This window comes from Thermococcus sp. 9N3, assembly GCF_012027685.1.
GTDB classification, from domain to species: domain Archaea; phylum Methanobacteriota_B; class Thermococci; order Thermococcales; family Thermococcaceae; genus Thermococcus; species Thermococcus nautili.
In genome coordinates this window covers 418,396-437,075 of record NZ_SNUV01000002.1, presented here as the reverse complement: position 1 = coordinate 437,075, position 18,680 = coordinate 418,396, and the positions used below count along the sequence as shown (strand labels likewise).

The 18,680-nt window shown below is 56.6% G+C and carries 23 protein-coding genes; 8 read left to right on the top strand and 15 right to left on the bottom strand.

What is annotated here, in order from left to right; all coding sequences use genetic code 11:
• Positions 1-54 precede the first annotated feature (54 nt).
• The 7 genes from porB to E3E30_RS09285 form a co-directional block, all read right to left on the bottom strand.
• Entirely contained in the window at positions 55-1,050 is a 996-nt protein-coding gene (gene porB, locus E3E30_RS09315; RefSeq protein WP_099209297.1) for a pyruvate synthase subunit PorB, read from the bottom strand.
• Positions 1,051-1,060: 10 nt separating this feature from the next.
• On the bottom strand, positions 1,061-2,245 hold the full coding sequence (gene porA / locus E3E30_RS09310; protein ID WP_167729331.1) for a pyruvate synthase subunit PorA: 1,185 nt from the start codon (positions 2,243-2,245) through the stop codon (positions 1,061-1,063).
• An 11-nt stretch (positions 2,246-2,256) separates the two neighbouring features.
• Complete coding sequence (gene porD / locus E3E30_RS09305) at positions 2,257-2,574, bottom strand: pyruvate synthase subunit PorD (protein WP_099209299.1); 318 nt, start codon at positions 2,572-2,574, stop codon at positions 2,257-2,259.
• 72 nt (positions 2,575-2,646) lie between these two features.
• Positions 2,647-3,582 (bottom strand): 3-methyl-2-oxobutanoate dehydrogenase subunit beta, encoded by a 936-nt coding sequence (locus E3E30_RS09300; RefSeq protein WP_167729330.1) that lies wholly within the window; start codon positions 3,580-3,582, stop codon positions 2,647-2,649.
• A 5-nt stretch (positions 3,583-3,587) separates the two neighbouring features.
• Positions 3,588-4,775, bottom strand: coding sequence for a pyruvate ferredoxin oxidoreductase (porA, locus tag E3E30_RS09295; RefSeq protein ID WP_167729329.1), 1,188 nt, complete (start codon positions 4,773-4,775; stop codon positions 3,588-3,590).
• Position 4,776: 1 nt separating this feature from the next.
• A complete protein-coding gene (locus E3E30_RS09290; RefSeq protein WP_042692334.1) occupies positions 4,777-5,094 on the bottom strand; it encodes a 3-methyl-2-oxobutanoate dehydrogenase subunit delta in 318 nt (105 codons plus the stop codon).
• Positions 5,095-5,135: 41 nt separating this feature from the next.
• A complete protein-coding gene (locus E3E30_RS09285) occupies positions 5,136-5,693 on the bottom strand; it encodes a pyruvate/ketoisovalerate ferredoxin oxidoreductase subunit gamma (RefSeq protein WP_042692331.1) in 558 nt (185 codons plus the stop codon).
• A gap of 197 nt (positions 5,694-5,890) precedes the next feature.
• On the opposite strand from E3E30_RS09285, the gene E3E30_RS09280 reads away from it, so the two are divergent.
• Complete coding sequence (locus E3E30_RS09280; RefSeq protein ID WP_167729328.1) at positions 5,891-6,853, top strand: inorganic phosphate transporter; 963 nt, start codon at positions 5,891-5,893, stop codon at positions 6,851-6,853.
• On the opposite strand, the gene E3E30_RS09275 is transcribed toward E3E30_RS09280, so the two are convergent.
• Together E3E30_RS09275 and hflX are read right to left on the bottom strand one after the other, a co-directional pair.
• Positions 6,850-7,614: a hypothetical protein gene (locus tag E3E30_RS09275; protein ID WP_167729327.1), complete on the bottom strand. Its 765-nt coding sequence runs from the start codon at positions 7,612-7,614 to the stop codon at positions 6,850-6,852. The genes E3E30_RS09280 and E3E30_RS09275 overlap by 4 nt on opposite strands.
• A 111-nt stretch (positions 7,615-7,725) precedes the next feature.
• Positions 7,726-9,000 (bottom strand): GTPase HflX, encoded by a 1,275-nt coding sequence (gene hflX / locus E3E30_RS09270; protein ID WP_167729326.1) that lies wholly within the window; start codon positions 8,998-9,000, stop codon positions 7,726-7,728.
• A gap of 82 nt (positions 9,001-9,082) precedes the next feature.
• Between hflX and E3E30_RS09265 the strand changes: the two genes are divergently transcribed.
• Positions 9,083-10,624: a hypothetical protein gene (locus tag E3E30_RS09265; protein WP_042692323.1), complete on the top strand. Its 1,542-nt coding sequence runs from the start codon at positions 9,083-9,085 to the stop codon at positions 10,622-10,624.
• Positions 10,625-10,684: 60 nt separating this feature from the next.
• Complete coding sequence (locus tag E3E30_RS09260; protein ID WP_042692320.1) at positions 10,685-11,032, top strand: carboxymuconolactone decarboxylase family protein; 348 nt, start codon at positions 10,685-10,687, stop codon at positions 11,030-11,032.
• Here the strand turns inward: E3E30_RS09260 and E3E30_RS09255 are convergent, their stop codons facing one another.
• On the bottom strand, positions 11,033-11,368 hold the full coding sequence (locus E3E30_RS09255; RefSeq protein ID WP_167729410.1) for a nascent polypeptide-associated complex protein: 336 nt from the start codon (positions 11,366-11,368) through the stop codon (positions 11,033-11,035).
• Between the two features lie 88 nt (positions 11,369-11,456).
• On the opposite strand from E3E30_RS09255, the gene E3E30_RS09250 reads away from it, so the two are divergent.
• On the top strand, positions 11,457-11,639 hold the full coding sequence (locus E3E30_RS09250) for a hypothetical protein (RefSeq protein ID WP_167729409.1): 183 nt from the start codon (positions 11,457-11,459) through the stop codon (positions 11,637-11,639).
• Here E3E30_RS09250 and E3E30_RS09245 read toward each other — a convergent pair.
• The 5 genes from E3E30_RS09245 to E3E30_RS09225 are packed head-to-tail and all read right to left on the bottom strand — an operon-like array spanning position 11,633 to position 15,507.
• Complete coding sequence (locus E3E30_RS09245) at positions 11,633-12,760, bottom strand: cation:proton antiporter (protein ID WP_167729408.1); 1,128 nt, start codon at positions 12,758-12,760, stop codon at positions 11,633-11,635. The genes E3E30_RS09250 and E3E30_RS09245 overlap by 7 nt on opposite strands.
• A 9-nt stretch (positions 12,761-12,769) precedes the next feature.
• On the bottom strand, positions 12,770-13,231 hold the full coding sequence (locus E3E30_RS09240) for a CBS domain-containing protein (RefSeq protein WP_167729325.1): 462 nt from the start codon (positions 13,229-13,231) through the stop codon (positions 12,770-12,772).
• Positions 13,232-13,273: 42 nt separating this feature from the next.
• A complete protein-coding gene (locus tag E3E30_RS09235) occupies positions 13,274-14,293 on the bottom strand; it encodes a tetratricopeptide repeat protein (protein WP_167729324.1) in 1,020 nt (339 codons plus the stop codon).
• On the bottom strand, positions 14,281-14,805 hold the full coding sequence (gene otg / locus E3E30_RS09230) for a methylated-DNA--protein-cysteine methyltransferase (RefSeq protein WP_167729323.1): 525 nt from the start codon (positions 14,803-14,805) through the stop codon (positions 14,281-14,283). The genes E3E30_RS09235 and otg overlap by 13 nt, the downstream gene beginning before the upstream one ends.
• A complete protein-coding gene (locus tag E3E30_RS09225) occupies positions 14,806-15,507 on the bottom strand; it encodes an RNA methyltransferase (RefSeq protein ID WP_167729322.1) in 702 nt (233 codons plus the stop codon). It abuts the gene before it with no gap.
• 45 nt (positions 15,508-15,552) lie between these two features.
• Here E3E30_RS09225 and E3E30_RS09220 point away from each other — a divergent pair, with 45 nt between their 5' ends.
• The 4 genes from E3E30_RS09220 to E3E30_RS09205 are packed head-to-tail and all read left to right on the top strand — an operon-like array spanning position 15,553 to position 18,516.
• A complete protein-coding gene (locus tag E3E30_RS09220) occupies positions 15,553-16,017 on the top strand; it encodes a hypothetical protein (RefSeq protein ID WP_167729321.1) in 465 nt (154 codons plus the stop codon).
• A 4-nt stretch (positions 16,018-16,021) separates the two neighbouring features.
• Positions 16,022-16,936 carry a 2-dehydropantoate 2-reductase gene (locus E3E30_RS09215; protein WP_167729320.1) on the top strand — a complete coding sequence of 305 codons (915 nt, stop codon included), beginning with the start codon at positions 16,022-16,024 and terminating at the stop codon, positions 16,934-16,936.
• A gap of 13 nt (positions 16,937-16,949) precedes the next feature.
• Positions 16,950-17,597: a TIGR00153 family protein gene (locus E3E30_RS09210; RefSeq protein WP_042692295.1), complete on the top strand. Its 648-nt coding sequence runs from the start codon at positions 16,950-16,952 to the stop codon at positions 17,595-17,597.
• A 4-nt stretch (positions 17,598-17,601) separates the two neighbouring features.
• Complete coding sequence (locus tag E3E30_RS09205; protein WP_167729319.1) at positions 17,602-18,516, top strand: D-2-hydroxyacid dehydrogenase; 915 nt, start codon at positions 17,602-17,604, stop codon at positions 18,514-18,516.
• Positions 18,517-18,680 lie beyond the last annotated feature (164 nt).

The window sequence follows — 18,680 nt, the reverse complement described above, 5'->3', positions numbered from 1 at the left end:
AATGAAACCTTAAACTTAACGTTCCGAAATGGAAAAAACAGAAGAAAAGAAGGCTCACTCCTCCGGCTTCGGGAGGGTGACCTCTACGCCGAGGACCTTCCACATGGCCTTTATCTGCTCACGCATAACGTCGATTGCCTCTGGCTGTTTGAAGAGGTGCTTGAACCTGCCCTGAAGCTTGAGGTACTCCTCGATGGGCTTCTTGAACTCTATGGCAACTACTCTGCCTCCCTCGCGCTTGACCTTCGCGCCTCCTCCTGGGCTCTGTATCTTGATGTTGTGGAAGTCGCCGTTCTCAATCTCGAAGAGTGGCCATATTCCTGTCTCGATGGCGAGCCTCGCTATCTCAACTCCCTTCTCGAGCGGGCTCTTCCAGCCGGTAGGGCAGGTACAGTGCATCTGAATGAAGGCCGGACCATCAACCTTTGCCGCCTTTTTCACCTTTCTAACCAGGTCAAAGGGGTTGCCTATGCTCGCGGTTGCCACGTAGGGTATCTGGTGGGCTGCAGCTATGAGGGCGACCCACTTCTTGGGCTTGTCCTCACCGATGGAGTACTTGCCAGGCGGTGAGGTGGTTGTCCAGGCTCCGTAGGGGGTTGAGGAACTCCTCTGGATTCCGGTGTTCATGTAAGCCTCGTTGTCGTACATGACGTAAACGACGTTGTGACGCCTCTCAAGCATACCACTGAGGGCCTGCATACCGATGTCCGCGGTTCCTCCATCTCCACCAAATGCAAGAATCTTGCCCTTGAGTCCCTTCTTCTTCCAAGCGGCCTCAACACCGCTCGCCACTGCCGCGGCGTTCTCAAAAGCCACGTGAACCCACGGGGCCTTCCAGGCGGTGTACGGGAAGACGGCGCTAACAACCTCCATACAGCCCGTTGCGTGGGCAATGGCGAAGGCATCGGGGTCGCCGTACTTCTCCTCCATGGCCTCGCTAAAGGCCTTGGTAACGAGCTTCATTCCGGTTGCACAGCCACAGCCGGCACAGGCGGCGTGGCCCGGTGCCCAGTACTCGCGAGTTGTAATCGGGGGCTTCCTAACGGCCATCTTCATCACCTCACAGAATCTCCTTCCTAAGGCCTATCCAGTTGACCTCGTCAAACTCCTCTCCGTTGAGGGCCTTCTGCGCAATCGCGAGGGCCTCGTCAAGGTCCTTGAAGGTGACGTCCCTGCCTCCAAGGCCGAGTATGAAGTCCACTATGACCGGCTTCTCCTTCTCGTTCACGAGGGTCCTGCTGAAGTCCTGGAAGAGGGCTCCGCCGACGCTGAAGGTGACGTTCTTCTCGAGGAGAGCGAGAACCTTAGCCTTCTTGGCCAGCTCGCGAACCTCTTCAATCGGGAACGGCCTGTAAACGGTGAGCTTTGCCGCACCGGCCTTTACCCCCTTCTCGCGGAGGTGGTCGACGTACTCCTTGACGGTTCCGGCGAGTGAACCCATGGTGACGAAGATTATCTCGGCGTCGTCAGTCCTGTACTCCTCAATCTTCTGGTACTTCCTGCCGAACTTCTTCTCGAACTCGGCAAAGACCTCGTCGATGACCTTCCTCGCGCTCTCATTGGCCTCCCAGACCTTGTAGCGGGCCTCCATGTAGTGGGCCGGGAACGCTAAAGTACCCTGGGTTATCGGCCTCTTCGGGTCGAGGTAAGCGTGCTTCGGCTCGTACTCGCCGAGGAACTCGTCAACGAGCTCCTGGTCAGGTATCTCAACGGGCTCGACGGTGTGGGTGAGGATGAACGCGTCGAAGCCGACCATCGCCGGGAGAAGGACCCTCTCGTCCTCGGCGACCTTGAAGGCTATCAGGATTAAATCGAGGGCCTCCTGGTTGTTCTCTGCGTAGAACTGGAGCCAGCCGGTGTCGCGCTCGCTTATGCTGTCCTGCCAGTCGTTCCAGATGTTAATCGGCGCGCTCAGAGAGCGGTTTCCAATGGCCATAACTATCGGAAGGCGCATTCCAGCGGCGATGAAGAGTATCTCGTGCATCAAAGCGAGACCCTGTGAAGCTGTCGCGGTGAAGGTCCTAACGCCCGCCGCTGAGGCACCGACACAGGCTGAAATTGCCGAGTGCTCGCTCTCGACCTTGATGAACTCCGCGTCGAGCTCGCCGTTGGCGACGAACTCGCTGATTTTCTCGGGGACGAGGGTTGACGGCGTAATCGGGAAGGCCGCTATGACCTTCGGCTTGGCAAGCTTCGCGGCCCAGGCGGCCGCCTCGTTGGCTTTCATAACCGTCCTAATCGGCATCTTTCACCACCTCACTTGGTCTCCCTAACCATTATTATCGCGTCGGTCGGGCACTCGTTGGCGCAGATTCCACAACCCTTACAGTAGTCGTAGTCGAAGACCGGGTAGTTCTCCTCGTCGAGGTAGATGGCCGGCTCCGGGCAGTAGATGTAGCAGAGGTAGCACCTAACGCACTTGTCCCTGTGGAACTCGGGCATGAAGACACGCCAGGAACCGGTCTTGTTGATTACGCTACTCCCCGGGATGTAGGCAATCGCTCCCGGCGTCATTTTTTCGCTATACTCCTTCTGAACCCTCTCTATGTCGGCCTTAAACGGGCTCTCAGCCATATGTATCACCTCTGGTGAGTTGTCAGATGGAAACTTAAACCTTATGGAAACCCAAAGTTGGAAAAGGAAAGGTCAGCCGAAGACCTCGGCGAGCTTCTTGAGCTTCTCCCACTCGCGAAGCACCCAGCTCTGGAGGTACTCAATGTCCTCCCTGGTCATGTACTTGAACCTGCCCTGGAGCTTGAGGAACTCCTCAATTGGCTTCGGCTCCTTCTTGGGCGAGGGCATGTTTATCTTGTACTTTCCGTTCTCGTACTCGAAGAGCGGGAAGTAGGCGGTCTGAACCGCTAAGCGGGCAATCTCGATGCTCTTGTCAGTCGGTGAGCGCCAGCCCGTCGGACAGGGGGCGAAGAGCTGTATGAAAGCCGGACCCTCAACCTTCCTGGCCTTCTTGAGCTTCCTTATGAAGTCCTCCGGGAAGGCGACGCTTGCCGTGGCCGCGTAGGGAACCTCGTGGGCGATGACGATGTCAATGACCTTCTTCTTGTGCCTCTTCTCAAGGAAGTGCCTCTTTCCTCCCGGTGTGTTGGTGGTCCAGGCTCCGTAGGGGGTTGAGCTCGAACGCTGAATTCCGGTGTTCATGTAAGCCTCGTTGTCGTACATTATGTAAACGGCGTCGTGGCCCCTCTCAAGGAAGCCACTCAAGGCCTGAAGGCCTATGTCCGCTGTACCACCGTCGCCGGCCCAGCCGACGACCATAACCCCGTCGTCGCCCTTGACCTTTATTCCCCTCGCCTTGAGTGCCGCCTCGATACCGCTTATGACAGCTCCGGTCGTCTCGAAGGCGGTGTGGAAGAGGTTAGCGTCAAGCGCGGTGTAGGGCCAGGGACCGGCTATGATGGTCGAACAGCACGCGGGGATGACGAAGATGGTCTTCCTGCCGTAGGCCTTGAGGACGTACCTTATTCCGAGCGAGGCGCCACAGCCCTGGCAGGCCGTGTGGCCGGCAAAGAAGTGCTCCTCAGCGGGGATGCTCAGCCTTTTTCTAACGTTCTCAGGAATCTCCATCGTTCTCACCTCTTGAGGTGGTACCACTCAACCTCTCTATCGAGCTTTCCTGCCTCGATAACCTTCTTCATGTTCTCCGCTATGGCCCTGACGTCTCCAACCGTGAAGTCCCTGCCACCGAGTCCGACGATGTAGTTCTTGATTATCGGCCTGGCGTCGGTGTTGTAGAGAACGCCCTTGGACTCGTTGAAGAGTATGCCCTCCTGGCCGAAGGAGTAGTTCCTGTCGAGGACGGCTATGCCCTTGACGCTCTCGGCTATCTCCCTGAGTTCCTCCTTCGGGAACGGCCTGAACCATCTAACCTTCGCGTAGCCGACCTTGTAGCCTTCTTTCCTGAGCAGGTCCACCGCTTCCTTGACGGTTCCCATGAGTGAACCCATACCCATGAAGACGAAGTCGGCATCGTCAACGTAGCCCTTCTCAATCATCTCGCTGTAGTCCCTGCCGAAGCGCTCGCCGAACTCCTTACCGACGTCCTTGATGACCTTGACTGCGTCCTCCATGGCCTTGGCTATCTTGTACCTGAACTCGTAGTAGTCGTTCGGCCCACCGAGGGCGCCAACCGAGAACGGCTGGCTGAAGTCCGCTAAGTCGTAGAGGGGCTTCCTCGGCGGAAGGAACTCGTCAACGAGCTCCTGCGGAATCATCTCGACGACGTCGTAGGTGTGGCTCAGTATGAAGGCGCTCTCGACCACCATCGCGGGAAGGTTGACGGTCTCGGCTATCTTGAAGGCCATGAGCACGCCATCGTAAACCTCCTGGTTGTTCTCGGCGTAGAACTGCATCCAGCCGGTGTCGCGCTGAGCGAGACTGTCGGTCTGGTCGTCCCAGACGCTCCACGGGGGAGCCATGGCCCTGTTGACGTCGACCATCACAACCGGGAGCCTCGCACCGCTCGCCCAGTGGAGCATCTCATGCATGAGAGCGAGACCCTGGGCGGAGGTTGCGGTGAAAGCTCTCGCTCCAGCGGCGGAAGCACCTATGCAGGCCGCCATGGCGGAGTGCTCGCTCTCGACGGGGACGTACTGGATGTCCACCTCTCCATTGGCGATGAACTCGGCTATCTTCTCGATGATGCTCGTCTGCGGGGTGATTGGGTAAGCGGCAACGACCTGGACGCGGGCGTGCTTGGCCGCGTAGGCAGCTGCATAGTTACCGCTCACAACCTTCCTAATCGGCTTGTACTCCGCCATATCACTTCTCCTCCTTCTCCATCGTTATGGCGTTGGTCGGGCACTCGTTCGCGCAGATTCCACAACCCTTACAGTAGTCGTAGTCTATCCCGACGTAACCGTCCTCGCGGATGTAGATTGCAGGCTCGGGGCAGAACTTCCAGCAGATGTAGCACTTGACGCACTTGTCGTCGTCCACAACGGGTATGAAGGTTCTCCAGTCACCCGTGAAGTTGCTGAGGGTCGTTCCAAGGGTTATCGGCGCCTCGGGGTACTGCTCCACTGACGTGAAGACGAGTTTCTCAGCCTGGGCTTTCTTTTCTCCAAACAAGGTGTTCAACTTTACCACCACCCGCCTCGGTTAAGGAAGGGAAGAGAAGATTAGAGCTCGTAGACAACGGTCTTGTTGAAGGCCTCTTCAGCGGCCTTGGCGTTCTTCTCGCCGAGGGTTCCTGAGAAGGTCTCCTTGATGGCCTCCTGGACGTACTTGAGCTCGACGACGCCGGTGGCCTTGGCAACGGCACCGAGGATGGCCGTGTTGGTAATCGGAAGGCCGAGTATGTCAAGGGCGATGGTGGTGGCGTCGACGAGGGCCAGCTTGGCCGGCTTCTTCTTGAGCTTCTCAAGAACCTCCTCCTTGCTCTTCTCGGTGTTGACGATAACGATTCCGCCGTCCTTGAGACCGGCGGTAACGTCAACGGTGTCGAGAAGGCTCGGGTCGAGAACGACGACGATGTCGGGCTCGTAAATCTGGGTCTTAATCCTTATCGGCTTGTCGTCAATTCTGGTGAATGCGGTAACCGGTGCTCCACGCCTCTCAACACCGAAGAAGGGGAACGCCTGGACGTACTTTCCCTGCTTGAACGCTGCAGAGGCTAAGATGTTGGCGGCCGTAACGGCACCCTGTCCACCCCTACCGTGAAAACGTATCTCAATCATCTTCCCTGCCTCCTGTGGGTTTTTCACCGGTAGTTAGTCCGAAACATTTATTTAGGTTTCGGTATCGTGTTAAGGAACCCTAAACGGGATTTTCTGGGTAAGGGTGAACTTTAAATTCCTCCGATGGTTTTTTCCGCTCATCGTTTCTCGAAAACTTTTTTAATTGACTATATAGACTATATAGCCAGTGGTGAGCGATGGAGGGACTTGCGGTTGCTATAATCGCAGTGGCCTTCTACATAGCCTGGAACATAGGCTCAAATGATTCGGCGAACGCTATGGGAACCGCCGTCGGTTCGGGAATACTGAGCTTTCGGCAGGCGACTCTCACGATAGCGATATTCGTCATTCTCGGGGCTTACCTGAAGGGCTACAAGGTCATGAAGACCGTCGGAGAGGGCATAGTCCCGGAGGGCTTTCTCACGATGGAGATGGCCCTGATAGCTCTCCTCGCCGCCGGAATCTGGGTTACGGTGGCAACTGTCAAAGGCCTTCCGGTTTCAACCACCCAGGCCATAGTCGGCGGCGTTATAGGCGTTGGCCTGGCGATGAACGCCCCGGTGAACTGGTCCACCCTCGGGAAAATAGCGGCCGCGTGGGTTATCTCACCGATACTCTCGGGAATCCTTGCGATGGTTCTCTACAAGTTCTACTCACGCGTGATTTCTGGTATAAAGAGCGTCTCGACGATTGAAGCCCTCTACAAGGCCCTCGCGATTCTCGGTGGCTCATACATGGCCTTCAACTTCGGAACCAACGAGGTCGCGAACGCCTCGGGTCCAATAGTCGGGGCGGGCTTCATGGAGCCCAAAACGGCCGGGATTCTGGTCGCGATAAGCCTGGCCATCGGTTCCCTGACCTTCAGCTACGCGGTGATGCACACCGTTGGAAAGAAGATAACCGCCCTCGGACCAGTTTCGGCCTTCGCGGCCCAGTTCGGCTCGGCGATATCGGTCAGCCTCGCGAACTTCCTCGGACTGCCGGTCAGCTCAAGCCAGTCAATAGTCGGCGGCGTCGTCGGGGTTGGCCTGCTCGCTGGTCAGGGCGTTGAAAAGAGAGTAATCAAGGACATCCTCTTCGGGTGGGTCGCAACGCCGCTAACGGCGATAGGGATATCCTTTGCACTAGTTAAGCTCTTCAGCTTCGCCGGGATGCTTTAGCTAAGAGAGTAGCTAACGGTTGTTTCCTCTGTTTTGACGGTTATCTTTCCCCCATTGATTTTAACGTCTACAAGTGGCCCCTCAGGAACCTCAAAACTTGCCTCTTCTTCAAGCCCGGGCAGACTGAAAACGCGAAGGCCTCTCTTGAATTCACCCTGCCAGGTGTAGAGGTCGTAGGCGATGACGATTCTCTTTCCATCGGAATCCATGAGAACTCTCACACCAACCAAACGGTCTCCAGCGGAGTCCACCAAGGCTCTTCTGCTCGAGTTCTTACCGAAAGCGTAAACAAAGGCATCACCCGAGAAGGCGCTCGCACCTGCGAGATAAAGGGTTCCGTTGAGAACCAGAGCATCGCTCACGTGAAAGGCCCTCTCACGAATCACGAACCGCGTTTCATTCCCCGTGGGAACGTCAATAACGTACACGATGGTGTTTTCAGACCAGTCCTCAACCTCCCTCGCCAGAACCACGAGCCCTTCTCCACCTCCAACGGGATGGAAAACTCCCTCAATGGCCCTTCTCCATCTCTCCGCCCCCGCTGAATCAACGAATGCGTACTCGCTCGTGCCGTTAGAGGGACTTAGGGCGTAGAGAAGGACTCCCCCAGAAACGTTGACGTATCCTCCAAATTCCCCGGGTAGCAGGTAAGCGAAGGAACGCCCGTCGAAAGACAGGTTGAACCTAATGCCACCCTCCCCAGCCGATATATTGACCGAGAACTCAGGCTGAGAAGCCTTTTCCTCGACTCCACTCCCCATGCAACCCAGCGAAACCACCAGAAAAACGACAAGGATAAGAACGCGTAGCTTCCCTATGCCTCGCCACCGAAGGTTTTAGAACAAAGAGGGATAAAAGAATTACGTCCCATACTACGAAGACCTCTCTATCTTTACCCCCATTCTCGTGAGCTCCTTCAGCATGCCGGTCTGGACGTAGGCTCTAATCCTCGTTACGTCGCCGTATTCAACCGACAGAACCTCACCAACCGAGCTCAGGAAGGCCATCACCGCCGGAACCCTTGAGGGGTCTTCAACAACTATCTCAAAGGCCCCGTACTTGGGGAGCTTGAGGAGAACCCGTTCGAGGAGCGAGTAGAGCTCGTCAAGCTGCCTCTCCTTGGCCGAAACTTTCGCCACCCCCTCAATCGAGACCCCGAGGTTCTCGCTCAGCTCAACCAGGAGCCTCGCCTTCTCCTCGGCATCTCCTCTCTCAATCAGGTCAACCTTGTTGAGGACAACGACCAATGGTTTGTCGAGGGCCTTGAGCTCGCGGAGAACGTTTACCGACGCCCGGAACTTCCTCGCTATCTCGCGCCAGGGCTCGCTCGAATCGAGGACGAGGAGAACTATGTCGGCCTTGACAATCTCCTCAAGCGTCGAGTGAAAGGCTTCAACTATGAAGGGAGGAAGGCCATCTATGAAACCGACAGTGTCTGTGACGAGAACCCTCTTGCTCCCGAGCTTGAAGCGCCTGGTAGTTGTGTCGAGGGTCGTGAACATCTGGTTCCTTGCCTCGACGCTCTCTCCAGCTAAGGCGTTGAGGAGCGTTGATTTGCCGGCGTTCGTGTAACCTGCCAGAGAGACGAGGATAAAGCCGACTTCCTCGCGCTTCTTCCTCCTGATTTCCCGCTCGGCCTTGACCCTCTCAAGTTCCTTCCTTATCTTGCCCATTCTGTATCTGATGTGCTTGAGGTACTGCTGGGTCTGGTACTCACCCATTCCCTTGAAACCGGCCCTGTCGCCGAGCTTTATCCGCCTTATCGCTTCCTTCACGAGCGGAACCTCGTACTGGAGGCTCGCGAGTTCCACCTGAAGTTTGGCCTCCTTTGAGTGGGCCCGCTTTTCGAAAATCTCAAGGACGAGCTGCCAGCGGTCGATGACCTCAACGCGAAGCTCCTTCCAGAGGTTGTAGGCCTGGGAAGGCGTTAACCGGTTCGCAAAAACCACCTTGTCCGGTTTAAGCTCCCTGACGAGTTCCTTAAGCTCCTCCAGCTTCCCCTTTCCGATGTTGTAGCGCGGATGCTCTTCCCTGTTCTGCTCAAGAACCGCCAGAACTTCATAACCAGCGCTCCTCAAGAGCTCCTCGAACTCCTCCCTGCTGAGCCTCTCCCTTCGCGAGTACCTTATGACGCCTACTGCCCTCATCGTCCACCCCATCGGAGGGGCCCTTAATAACCTTTGGGCTAAGCTTAAATCCTAACGCACCGTAATATAGTGGGGGGAGACTATGCTGGGTTTGACGCTTCTCGCCGTGCTAAAAGGTGGCGATATCATAGTTGACAAGGAGGGCCTTAGAAAAGATTTGCTCGCCTGGCGCCTCAAGGAGGTTCGGGCGCTGGCCGAGGAGTACGACAAGGTCTTCAAGGTTCTGCTCGAACTGTTGAACGACGAGAACCCCCACGTGCGTGCCAACGTGGTTCAAGTGCTTATAGACATGCTCTCCGAGGGAAAGCTTGACGGTGAGAGGAAGAAGCTCGCGCTGGACGCGGTTCTTGGGCTCGTGAAGGACGACGATGAGCGGGTGGCGCTGAAGGCGCTGGAGTTCATAAACGCACTCCTCGAAACCGGCGAGCTCACCGACGAGGAGTACGAGAGGGTCACCGAGGCCCTGAAGGACGTGGTGAAGTCCGGAATGCCCGTCCTCGGCGAGTACGCGGCGGAGGGACTTGGAAAACTCGGCGCAAAGGTCGCAAAGATAGCGTACAAGATTATCCGCTGGCTGTTCTCGCTCATAGGGTCGAGCAAGAAGAGGGAAGTTCAGAGCGCGGCTATAACGGCCCTTACAGAGATGGCGATGAAGACCGACGATAGAAAGGTCCTGAACGAAGTTTTCGACGGGATAGCCGATTTACTTGCCCATCCCGACCCCTACGTCGTTGAGAGGGCACTGTACTCTATCGAGAGGATGCTCTCCCGCGAGAAGGATATAAGCACGAGGAACAAGCTGAAGGCGATAACGAGGATAAAGGAGCTCAAGGGAGACGTCAAGCTCGGTGTCAAGGCGTCGCAGGTTCTTGAGAAGCTCGAGAAAAGCGCGGTAACGAGCGAAGAGCTCGTGAGCGAGACCGAAGCCAAGAAGAGGCTCGAAATAAGCCAGTACAGCATAGACGACATCGAGAGGCTCTTGGACGCCGGAAAAACGGAGATAGTGGCGGAGATGGCAAAGCTCGACCCGGAGGTCATGGACAGGGTTCTCGGCATGCTGGAGAGCGACGACTACAGCAGGAGAATGGACGCGCTCTGGATTGTGGCGAGGCTGACGAGTCATCTAACCCCGAGCGACGCCTACAGAATTCTCCCGGTTCTCGGGGACTTCCTGAAGAGCAAGAACCCCTGGGCAAGGGAAACCGCCGCGAGGGTTTTAGCTGATATCTACGCCCTCTACCCGGGAACCTCCAAGTTCTTCAGCAGTTTACTAGACACGCTCCTCAAGTCCGGTAAGGAGAGGGACGTTGAAGGAGCCCTTGAGCTCATGGCCCGGCTCTCGGACAGGCTTCCTTCAAGGGAAATGCTCTCAGGCATGCTCAAGCTCGTTCTGAAACTGCTCGACGACGACAGAACCAGGGGGGTCACGCTCCGCGTGATTGCGAGGGAAGCCCAGAAGCTCCTTGACCTCGACACCGAGGACCTCTTCGCACTTGAGGACAAGCTGAAGGAAATCTACGGAAAGGACGGGGGCAAGTACGACCAGATAATAGCGGGGCTGGTAGACGTTATAGACGACATCCTGAAGATGCGCAGGCAGGGAATAGTTCCAACGAGTGGTTGAGAACGTTTCGTTCAGGAAAGCCTTAAGATTCTTTTTTCCCAACTTACCTCGGTGGTTTCTATGGAGTACGCCGAGGTTGAGGTCAAGCTTAAGGAGATTGAGGAGCTCCTTGACAGGCTCGGGAAGGAGCACCCGAAGGAGATTGCCGCGTTCTCAAGGTTCCTTCGCGAGACCCTCGACAACAAGGCCCTTACAACCAGGGAGAAAGAGCTTATAGCGCTCGCCCTCGGCATTGCCCAGGGCTGTGAGTGGTGCATCTACCTCCACACCCAGAAGGCTTTGGAGGCGGGAGCGAAGCCGGAGGAGCTCATAGAGGCCGGTTTGGTCGCAGTTCTTATGGCCGGAGGCCCGGCGTTAATGCACCTCATACCGCTCATGAAGGCAATAGAGAAGTTCAAGAAGGAGTGATTACTCCCCGCTGAGCTTGAGGATTGCCTCCGCTATGTCACCTTTTGTTTCTTTCAAGGTCTTGAGCGCGGTTTCCCTGTCAACGCCGGCCTGCTCCATGACGAGCTCGATGTCCTCTTCGGGAATCTCTATGACCTCCCTTACCTCCTCGCTCCCGGGGACAATCTGGTAGGTTTTCTCGCCCTGGACGACCATAACCGTGACAACGGGGTTCTTGAGGACTATTTCCTTGCCCTCAAGCTTAAGAACGACCTCCTTAACGCCTTCCATCTCCTCCATCTTTATGCCGAGCTGGCGCATGAGCTTCTTCATCTGCCTTGGGTTCATTCCCATCATCTCAACCACCGGCTAAGGTTCGCCGGGGCTCTTAAAAGGTTGGCGGAAGATTTTAACGGCCTTCTTCGAAAGGTCTCCGGTGGTGACGATGCCCCTGCCGTCCGGAGGCGACGTAACCCTCAGAACCCTCGCAGCGGCGTTTCTTCTCACGGCCCTTGGCGGAGTGGCGCTCTACGTTCTCGCGGACTACCTCAAGCGCTACGCCGAACGGAAAGAGAGGGAAATTGAGGAGGAACTGAAGGAGCTCGAAGACTCTGGAGACGTCTACTGACCCTTGAAGGCAAGCTTGAGAAGCGGTGGGGTAACGAGGGTGCTCAGGAATATCATCAGGACTATCACGAGGTAGGCATCGCTCCCGACTATTCCTGCCTTCATCGCTATCGCCAGCATCGCGAGCTCGACACCCATTCTCGGAACCATTCCAACGCCGACGCGCAGGGCTTCCCTCGGGCTCATACCACCGATTAGCGCCCCGATTCCACAGCCGATTACCTTGCTCGCTATCGCCACGAGGCTGAAGAGCACCGCGAAGAGTCCAGCACTCTTGAGGTCTTTAACCGGTATGTTCATACCGACGTCGACGAAGAACAGCGGGACGAAGACCGAATGCGCTATTATCCTCGAGTGCTCGAAAATAGGCTTCCTGAACTCGGTTTCGCTCAGCGCGAGGCCGAGCAGGTAGGCACCCAGGATAGAGGCAAGGTTCATGTGCTCGGCAAGGTAGGCGAAAGCGAAGAGGGCGGCCATTGAAAGGGTAACCGTCGAATCTGCGAAGCCTATCCTCACGACCTTCCTGAGGGCGTAGTCGAGAACCCTCGGCATCGCGAAGAGCATCAGGGCTATGAAGATGCCAACCTTGGCGAGGATTTCAACGAGACTGACGACGCTGACGCCCCCGGAGACGAGGGACGATATGACAACCGTCAGGACGATTATGCCGAGTATGTCGTCGACTATCGCCGCGGTGAGGATTGTAGTCCCCTCACGGCTCTTCAGCCGGTCCATCTCCATCAGAACCCTGACGGTTAAGCTGACGCTCGTTGGAGTCGTCAGCGCGCCGTAGAGGAGGGCCTGGTCGAAGCCCTTGAATGGGTAGGCTATCCCAAAGCCCATTGCGAAGGCCACAACGACACCGACGAAAGCGACGGAAAAACCGCTCTTGCCGGCGCTCTTGAGCTCTTCAACGCTACTCTCAAGGCCCGCCAGAAATAGGAGCATCAAAACTCCTATCATGGATATGTCCTTCACTTCCTCCGTCGGCGGGAACGCCAACCCGAGGAGGATTCCTCCGACTATCTGACCGAGAACCACGGGCTGTCCAATCCTCGAGAACAGCCAGCCGAAGGTTTCTGCCGTTAAGAGCATGAGCGCGAGGTAGAGGATTAGCTCAATCAACTTCCCTCACCGCGCGAAGACCCTGAGCAAGCGTATGACGCTCTGAGCCGAGAAGGTTCCGACGACCTTCTTCCTCTCAACCACAGGGAACTGCCTCACGCCGGTTTCGAGCATCATGCTGAGTGCGTAGCCGAGCTTATCGTCCGGGGAGAGCGTTATCGGCCGGGGGTTCATTATTTCCTTTACCGGCCTGTCCCAGTCGAAGTGGGCCTCCCTGAGGGCGTCGAGGCCAACGAGAACGTAATCGGACGGCGGAAGGAGGAGGTTTATTATCTCGTCAACGGATATGAATCCGAGCAGTTTTCCGGACTCGTCGGTTACGACGGCGCAGGTTCTGTGCTCGAGGCCCTTGATTAGGTCCTCGACCCTGTCGTCCGGGCTCAGGCGGAGGAACTTCTCCTCCATCGCGAGCCTTATCGGCATCTTGGAGAGCTTGATAACGTTCAGCTTCGGCTTTTCCTCGTCCAAGGCAATCCCCGAAGAAAAGGTAGGGAGGGAGAGCTTAAAAGGTTAATTCCCCGGGAAGTGCGAGGTCTCCTCGTTGGCCTTAAGGATTCTCTGCCTGTACTCCTCGTACTTCTTCCTGGCTTCTTCAGCCTTCTCCGCCTCGCCCAGGTACTCGTAGGCCTCTGCAACGTGCTTCCACCACATCGGGTCCTCCTCCGCCTCCTTGAGGCAGTACTCGAGGAACTTCTGGTAAGCCTCGCGGGCCAGCTCCTCTCTACCGAGCTTCCTCGCTATGTTGCCAACGTCCTCCCAGAAGACGCCCTCCTCCTGAGCCTCCTTGGTGTAGTACTCAAGGGCCTTCTCCCAGGCTTCCCTGGCCTTCTCCTCGTTTCCGAGCTCCTCGTAGAGCTTGGCAACATCTTCCCAGAACCAAGGCTCCTCCTCGGCGTACTTTTCAAGTGCCTTAGCGGCCCTCTCCATGTTTCCAGCTTTCTTCCAGTACTCGTGGGCCTCCTTCAGGTAGTAGGTGTCCTTCTCCTTCTCGTAGAGCTTTTCGTAGAGCTCGGCAGCTTTCTCATACTTCCCGGCCTTCTCGTAGGCCCACGCCGCGCTCTCAAGCCAGCCGAGCTTCAGGTACATCTCAGCCGCCTTCTCATAGTTTCCGGCCTTCTCGTACTTCCTCGCGGCCTGCTTGTAGCGTCCCATCCTCTCAAGCTTTTCAGCCGAGCGGAAGCGGTCCGCTATGCTCAAATCGGGCTCGCTTATGTACCATATTCCAAAGGCCAGCAGGAAGACGAAGAACGCTATGATTCCTCCAACGATTTCCAGCTTCTGCCAGGTGAGCACGAGGTAGGAGCCATAGCCCGCTATCGCGGTGAGGACTGCTAGAATAGTCCCGTACTTCCAGCTCTCGGCGTAGAGTGTCAGCGCCGTGAAGAAGAGCAGCGCGAGCGTGAAACCGACGAAGCCTATCGCGAGGACAACCTGCACCAGCTTCCAGAAGCCCCAGTTGTAGACTATGAAACCGGCCACCGCAAGGAGGACAACGAGGAAGCCGATTATATATGCCTTCAGCTTGTCCATTCTTTCACCCCCTCAAGTTCGAGCAGGAACTTCTTTTCTTCAATCCCGGAGCTGTAGTAGCCTATGCCGTCGCTCGCCACGACCCTGTGGCAGGGGACGATTATCGGATACGGGTTCCTCTTCATCGCCCCGCCGATGGCTCTCGGCGACGTTCCAAGGGCTTTCGCAAGGCTACCGTAGGTTATAACGGTGCCTCTTTTAACGTTTTTCGTGAGCCACTCGTAAACGCGCCTCTCAAAGGGCGTTACACCCTCGAAGGAGAGCTCGGAAAGGGCTTTCCCGTTGTCAAGCTCCCCAACCATAACGCGATAAACGAGCTCTGTGTAATTGCTCGGCTGGACGTCGAGGGAAACGGCAACGTTTCTCCCCCGCAGGAACCCGGCGAGGTTTCTGATTCTCCCCAAAAGCTCGCCCCTCGTGAAGGCGAAGCTGATTCCCTGAATCCTAACGTGAAAGATTACCCCAATCCATACGTCCCGGCCGCTGACCCTAAACCTCTCCACCGCGAGCATTCAGCATTCCTCCAGCCTCTTAACGGCCCTTCTCAGCGGACCTATGAGGGTGTGCACTTCTCGACCATAGAGGAAGGCCTTACCGATTGCCTTCCTGAAGACCTTGACGAAGACAGCCCGCCTCTCCTCGTCCTTGGGGTAGTTGAGGACGTTTAAAAGCTCGGCCCATACTCTTACTAGCGCCTCCTTCTCCTCCATCGTCGCAGGTTTTAGGGCTTCGACGGAAGGTTCCGGTTTAGCCTTCGAGAGCTCGTAGAGTATAACCGCGACCGCCTGAGCTAAGTTCATAACCGGGTAAGCGTCGCTCGTCGGAATAGTGACGATTAGGTCGAGCCTCTCAAGCTCATCGTTCTTAAGCCCTATGCTCTCCCGGCCGAAGAATAGGCCGACCTCGCCGGTGTAGCCCTTCAGGGTTTCCCTCAGCTCCCAAGGGTAGAGCGGTGCGCGGTAGGGTATGAACCTCTTTCCCGGCTTTCCAGTGGTTCCGACGGTCAAATCGAACAGCTCTAAGGCTTCGTCAAAGGTATCCACTATGACCGCGTTTTCAAGGACGTCGGTAGCGTGGACCGCGTAGCTGTAGCTCTCCTCGGTCAGGTTCGGGTTCACGAGGACTAACCGCGAGAAGCCGAAGTTCTTCATCGTCCTGGCAATCATGCCTATGTTCGCCGGCCCCTCAGGTTCGACGAGAACTAGGCTTATCATCGGTATGCATTTAAGGAGGACTCTTTAAACGCTTGCGGTGGGAGCATGGAGTGGATTCCTTACCTATACATTCCGCTCATCGTCCCGGCGGTGAAGAAAAAGGCCAGACCCTTCTCGGCCGGCGCAGTTCTCGCCTTCGCGCTGACCTACCCGCTCGGGGAAGAGGAGAGGTACGCGCTAATAGCGCTCTCGGCCCTCATTCTTGCCCTTGGCTACCCCTACGAGAAACAGCCGGTGAAGTTCTGGGAGCGCTTCATCAACGCGGTAATCGGGGGGACTGGTCTTGCCATAGCGCTCGGCCTCTACAACCTCGGGAGCACAGGAGCGGTTCTCGGGGTCGCCGTTCCGTTACTCCTCCTGAGGAACAGGGTTCTCTCTTCCTTCGGACTCCTCCCGGCGTCGGCACTCTACCTAATAGGCCAGTACCAGGTCCCCGAGAGGGTCAAGCTGGCCCTCTTCGCGCTGGTTTACGTTTACTCGCTCAACCACCTGAGAAAGCTCCTGAGGTGAGAGGATGAGGATTTACGTGCTCGGAGCGGGGAGCATAGGTTCCCTTCTCGGCGCGCTCCTGGCGAGGGCCGGAAACGACGTCCTTCTCATAGGACGAGAGGAGCAGGTTAAAGCCGTAAACGAGAAAGGACTGAAGGTTACTGGAGTAGAGGAGTTCGATGTGAAGGTCAAGGCTTCCCTCCACGCGCCGGACGAGCCTCCGGACCTGCTCCTCCTGACAACGAAGTCCTACTCAACGAAGACCGCCTTAGAGTGCGCGAGGAACTGCATCGGGCCAGAAACGTGGGTTCTGAGCGTCCAGAACGGCCTCGGAAACGAGGAGTTAGCCTTGAAGCTGACGCCCAACGTCATCGGGGGAATAACCACCAACGGCGCAATGCTCGTTGACTGGGGCGTCGTCAGGTGGACGGGAAAGGGGATAACCGTCATCGGGAAGTATCCAACGGGAAGGGCTGAGTTCGTCGAGGAGGTCGCGAAGGTCTTCAACGAGGCCGGGATAGAGACGAGGGTCACTGAAAACGCAGTCGGCTGGAAGTGGGCAAAAGCCATAGTGAACTCAGTCATAAACGGGCTTGGAACGGTTCTGGAGGTTAAGAATGGGGCCCTGCGCGAGGTTCCAGAACTGGAGGGAATCTCGATAGAGATAGCGCGGGAAGGGTGTATAGTCGCACAGCAACTCGGCATCGAGTTCGAAATTCACCCCCTCGAACTGCTCTGGGACACGATAGAGAGAACGCGGGAGAACTACAACTCGACGCTCCAGGACATAATGCGCGGAAGAAGGACGGAGGTGGACTATATTCACGGCAAAATCGTGGAATACGCTCACTCCGTCGGCCTCGAAGCCCCGAGGAACGAACTTCTGTGGGCACTCATCAAGGGGAAGGAAAACCTAAATAGGGGTTCAACCAATCGTTGAGCGGGGTGTGAAGATGCCACTCTTTGGGGGTAAGGAGAGCAACGTTTTTGACGCCATAGACAGGCACCTCAACGTCGTTTACGAAACCGTCAAGGCCTTTGAGAAGCTCATCGAGGCGTACCTGAACGGTGATTTTGAGGGCGCGAAGGAGCTTGAGGAGAGGGTAACCCTGCTCGAGAGCGAGGCCGACAAGCTGAGGAGGAGCATCGAGCTCATGCTCTACGAGGGGGCCTTTCTGCCCGCCAGCAGGGGAGACTACGTGAGGCTGAGCGAGCTCATAGACCAGGTGGCGGACGCGGCCGAGAGCGCGGCCCACACCCTTATTCTGGCAAAGCCGAAGGTTCCAGAGGAGCTCAGAGAGGAGATAATGGCCCTCGTGAGGGAGGCGGTAAAAACCTACGAGAAGCTCATGGAAGCGGTAAAAGCCCTCAACGAGGACGTTGACAGGGCTTTGGAGCTCGCAAAGGAGACAGAAGACCTCGAGGAGAACGCTGACAAGGTCGAGTACAAGCTCAAGGCGATGGTGTTTGAGAGCGAGACGATAACAACTTACGCAAAGCTAATATGGAACCAGGCAATCACGAAGGTCGGCGACATAGCCGACCGCGCGGAAGACGCTTCCGACCAGGTAATGCTGATGGCTATAAAAAGGAGGGGGTGAAAGCATGAAGGTTCTCGTTGCGGCGCCACTGCACGAGAAAGCTTTGGAGGTTTTAAGGAAAGCGGGTTTTGAGATTGTTTATGAGGAGTATCCGGACGAGGAGAGGCTGATAGAGCTCGTCCGCGATGTTGACGCGATTATCGTTAGGAGCAAGCCGAAGGTGACGAGAAAGGTCATCGAAAACGCTCCCAAGCTCAAGGTCATCGGAAGGGCCGGCGTCGGCCTGGACAACATAGACCTTGAGGCCGCGAAGGAGAGGGGGGTTAAGGTCGTCAACAGCCCCGGAGCGAGCTCAAGGAGCGTCGCCGAGCTCGTCTTCGGCCTGCTCTTTGCAGTTGCCAGAAAGGTGGCCTTCGCCGACAGGAAGATGAGGGAAGGCGTTTGGGCCAAGAAGCAGTGCATGGGAATCGAGCTCGAGGGCAAGACGATAGGTATAATCGGCTTCGGAAGGATAGGCTACGAGGTCGCGAAAATCGCGAACGCCTTCGGAATGAACGTCCTCCTCTACGACCCCAAGCCAAACGAGGAGCGCGCGAGGGAAGTAGGCGGAAAGTTCGTCGAGCTTGAAGAGCTCCTCAGGGAGAGCGACGTCGTAACGCTCCACGTCCCGCTCATCGATGCCACCTACCACCTCATAAACGAGGAGCGCCTTAAGCTCATGAAGAAGACCGCTATACTCATAAACGCCGCCCGTGGGGCCGTCGTTGACACTAACGCCCTCGTCAAGGCACTTCAGGAGGGCTGGATTTACGGAGCGGGTCTCGACGTCTTCGAGGAGGAGCCGCTCCCCGCTGACCACCCGCTCACCAAGCTCGACAACGTCGTCCTTACCCCGCACATCGGAGCCTCCACCGAGGAGGCCCAGATGCGCGCTGGAGTCCAGGTCGCGGAGCAGATAGTCGAGATTCTGAAGGGCTGAGGCCCTTTTCCTTATTACTTCCCAATTCTGGCGCCCGCTGAAGCAGGGTTCTTGGGAGCAGAAACTACCGGTATGGTGTGTGCGTTCGAGTGAAACGTTTACCAGTATAGTGGTAGAGTTCTGGGGAAAAGTTTACCGGTATGGTGGTAAACTTTAGGAGCTTG

Excerpts from the sequence above, each read along its gene's own strand:
- E3E30_RS09280 (WP_167729328.1), top strand. The coding sequence starts at position 5,891 with ATGGAGGGACTTGCGGTTGCTATAATCGCAGTGGCCTTCTACATAGCC.
- hflX (WP_167729326.1), bottom strand. The coding sequence starts at position 9,000 with ATGAGGGCAGTAGGCGTCATAAGGTACTCGCGAAGGGAGAGGCTCAGC.
- E3E30_RS09205 (WP_167729319.1), top strand. The coding sequence starts at position 17,602 with ATGAAGGTTCTCGTTGCGGCGCCACTGCACGAGAAAGCTTTGGAGGTT.
- E3E30_RS09260 (WP_042692320.1), top strand. The coding sequence starts at position 10,685 with ATGGAGTACGCCGAGGTTGAGGTCAAGCTTAAGGAGATTGAGGAGCTC.
- E3E30_RS09220 (WP_167729321.1), top strand. The coding sequence starts at position 15,553 with ATGGAGTGGATTCCTTACCTATACATTCCGCTCATCGTCCCGGCGGTG.
- E3E30_RS09285 (WP_042692331.1), bottom strand. The coding sequence starts at position 5,693 with ATGATTGAGATACGTTTTCACGGTAGGGGTGGACAGGGTGCCGTTACG.
- E3E30_RS09255 (WP_167729410.1), bottom strand. The coding sequence starts at position 11,368 with ATGATGGGAATGAACCCAAGGCAGATGAAGAAGCTCATGCGCCAGCTC.
- porD (WP_099209299.1), bottom strand. The coding sequence starts at position 2,574 with ATGGCTGAGAGCCCGTTTAAGGCCGACATAGAGAGGGTTCAGAAGGAG.
- E3E30_RS09265 (WP_042692323.1), top strand. The coding sequence starts at position 9,083 with ATGCTGGGTTTGACGCTTCTCGCCGTGCTAAAAGGTGGCGATATCATA.
- E3E30_RS09225 (WP_167729322.1), bottom strand. The coding sequence starts at position 15,507 with ATGATAAGCCTAGTTCTCGTCGAACCTGAGGGGCCGGCGAACATAGGC.
- otg (WP_167729323.1), bottom strand. The coding sequence starts at position 14,805 with ATGCTCGCGGTGGAGAGGTTTAGGGTCAGCGGCCGGGACGTATGGATT.
- E3E30_RS09235 (WP_167729324.1), bottom strand. The coding sequence starts at position 14,293 with ATGGACAAGCTGAAGGCATATATAATCGGCTTCCTCGTTGTCCTCCTT.
- E3E30_RS09300 (WP_167729330.1), bottom strand. The coding sequence starts at position 3,582 with ATGGAGATTCCTGAGAACGTTAGAAAAAGGCTGAGCATCCCCGCTGAG.
- porA (WP_167729331.1), bottom strand. The coding sequence starts at position 2,245 with ATGCCGATTAGGACGGTTATGAAAGCCAACGAGGCGGCCGCCTGGGCC.
- E3E30_RS09215 (WP_167729320.1), top strand. The coding sequence starts at position 16,022 with ATGAGGATTTACGTGCTCGGAGCGGGGAGCATAGGTTCCCTTCTCGGC.
- E3E30_RS09275 (WP_167729327.1), bottom strand. The coding sequence starts at position 7,614 with ATGGGGAGTGGAGTCGAGGAAAAGGCTTCTCAGCCTGAGTTCTCGGTC.
- porA (WP_167729329.1), bottom strand. The coding sequence starts at position 4,775 with ATGGCGGAGTACAAGCCGATTAGGAAGGTTGTGAGCGGTAACTATGCA.
- porB (WP_099209297.1), bottom strand. The coding sequence starts at position 1,050 with ATGGCCGTTAGGAAGCCCCCGATTACAACTCGCGAGTACTGGGCACCG.
- E3E30_RS09250 (WP_167729409.1), top strand. The coding sequence starts at position 11,457 with ATGCCCCTGCCGTCCGGAGGCGACGTAACCCTCAGAACCCTCGCAGCG.
- E3E30_RS09210 (WP_042692295.1), top strand. The coding sequence starts at position 16,950 with ATGCCACTCTTTGGGGGTAAGGAGAGCAACGTTTTTGACGCCATAGAC.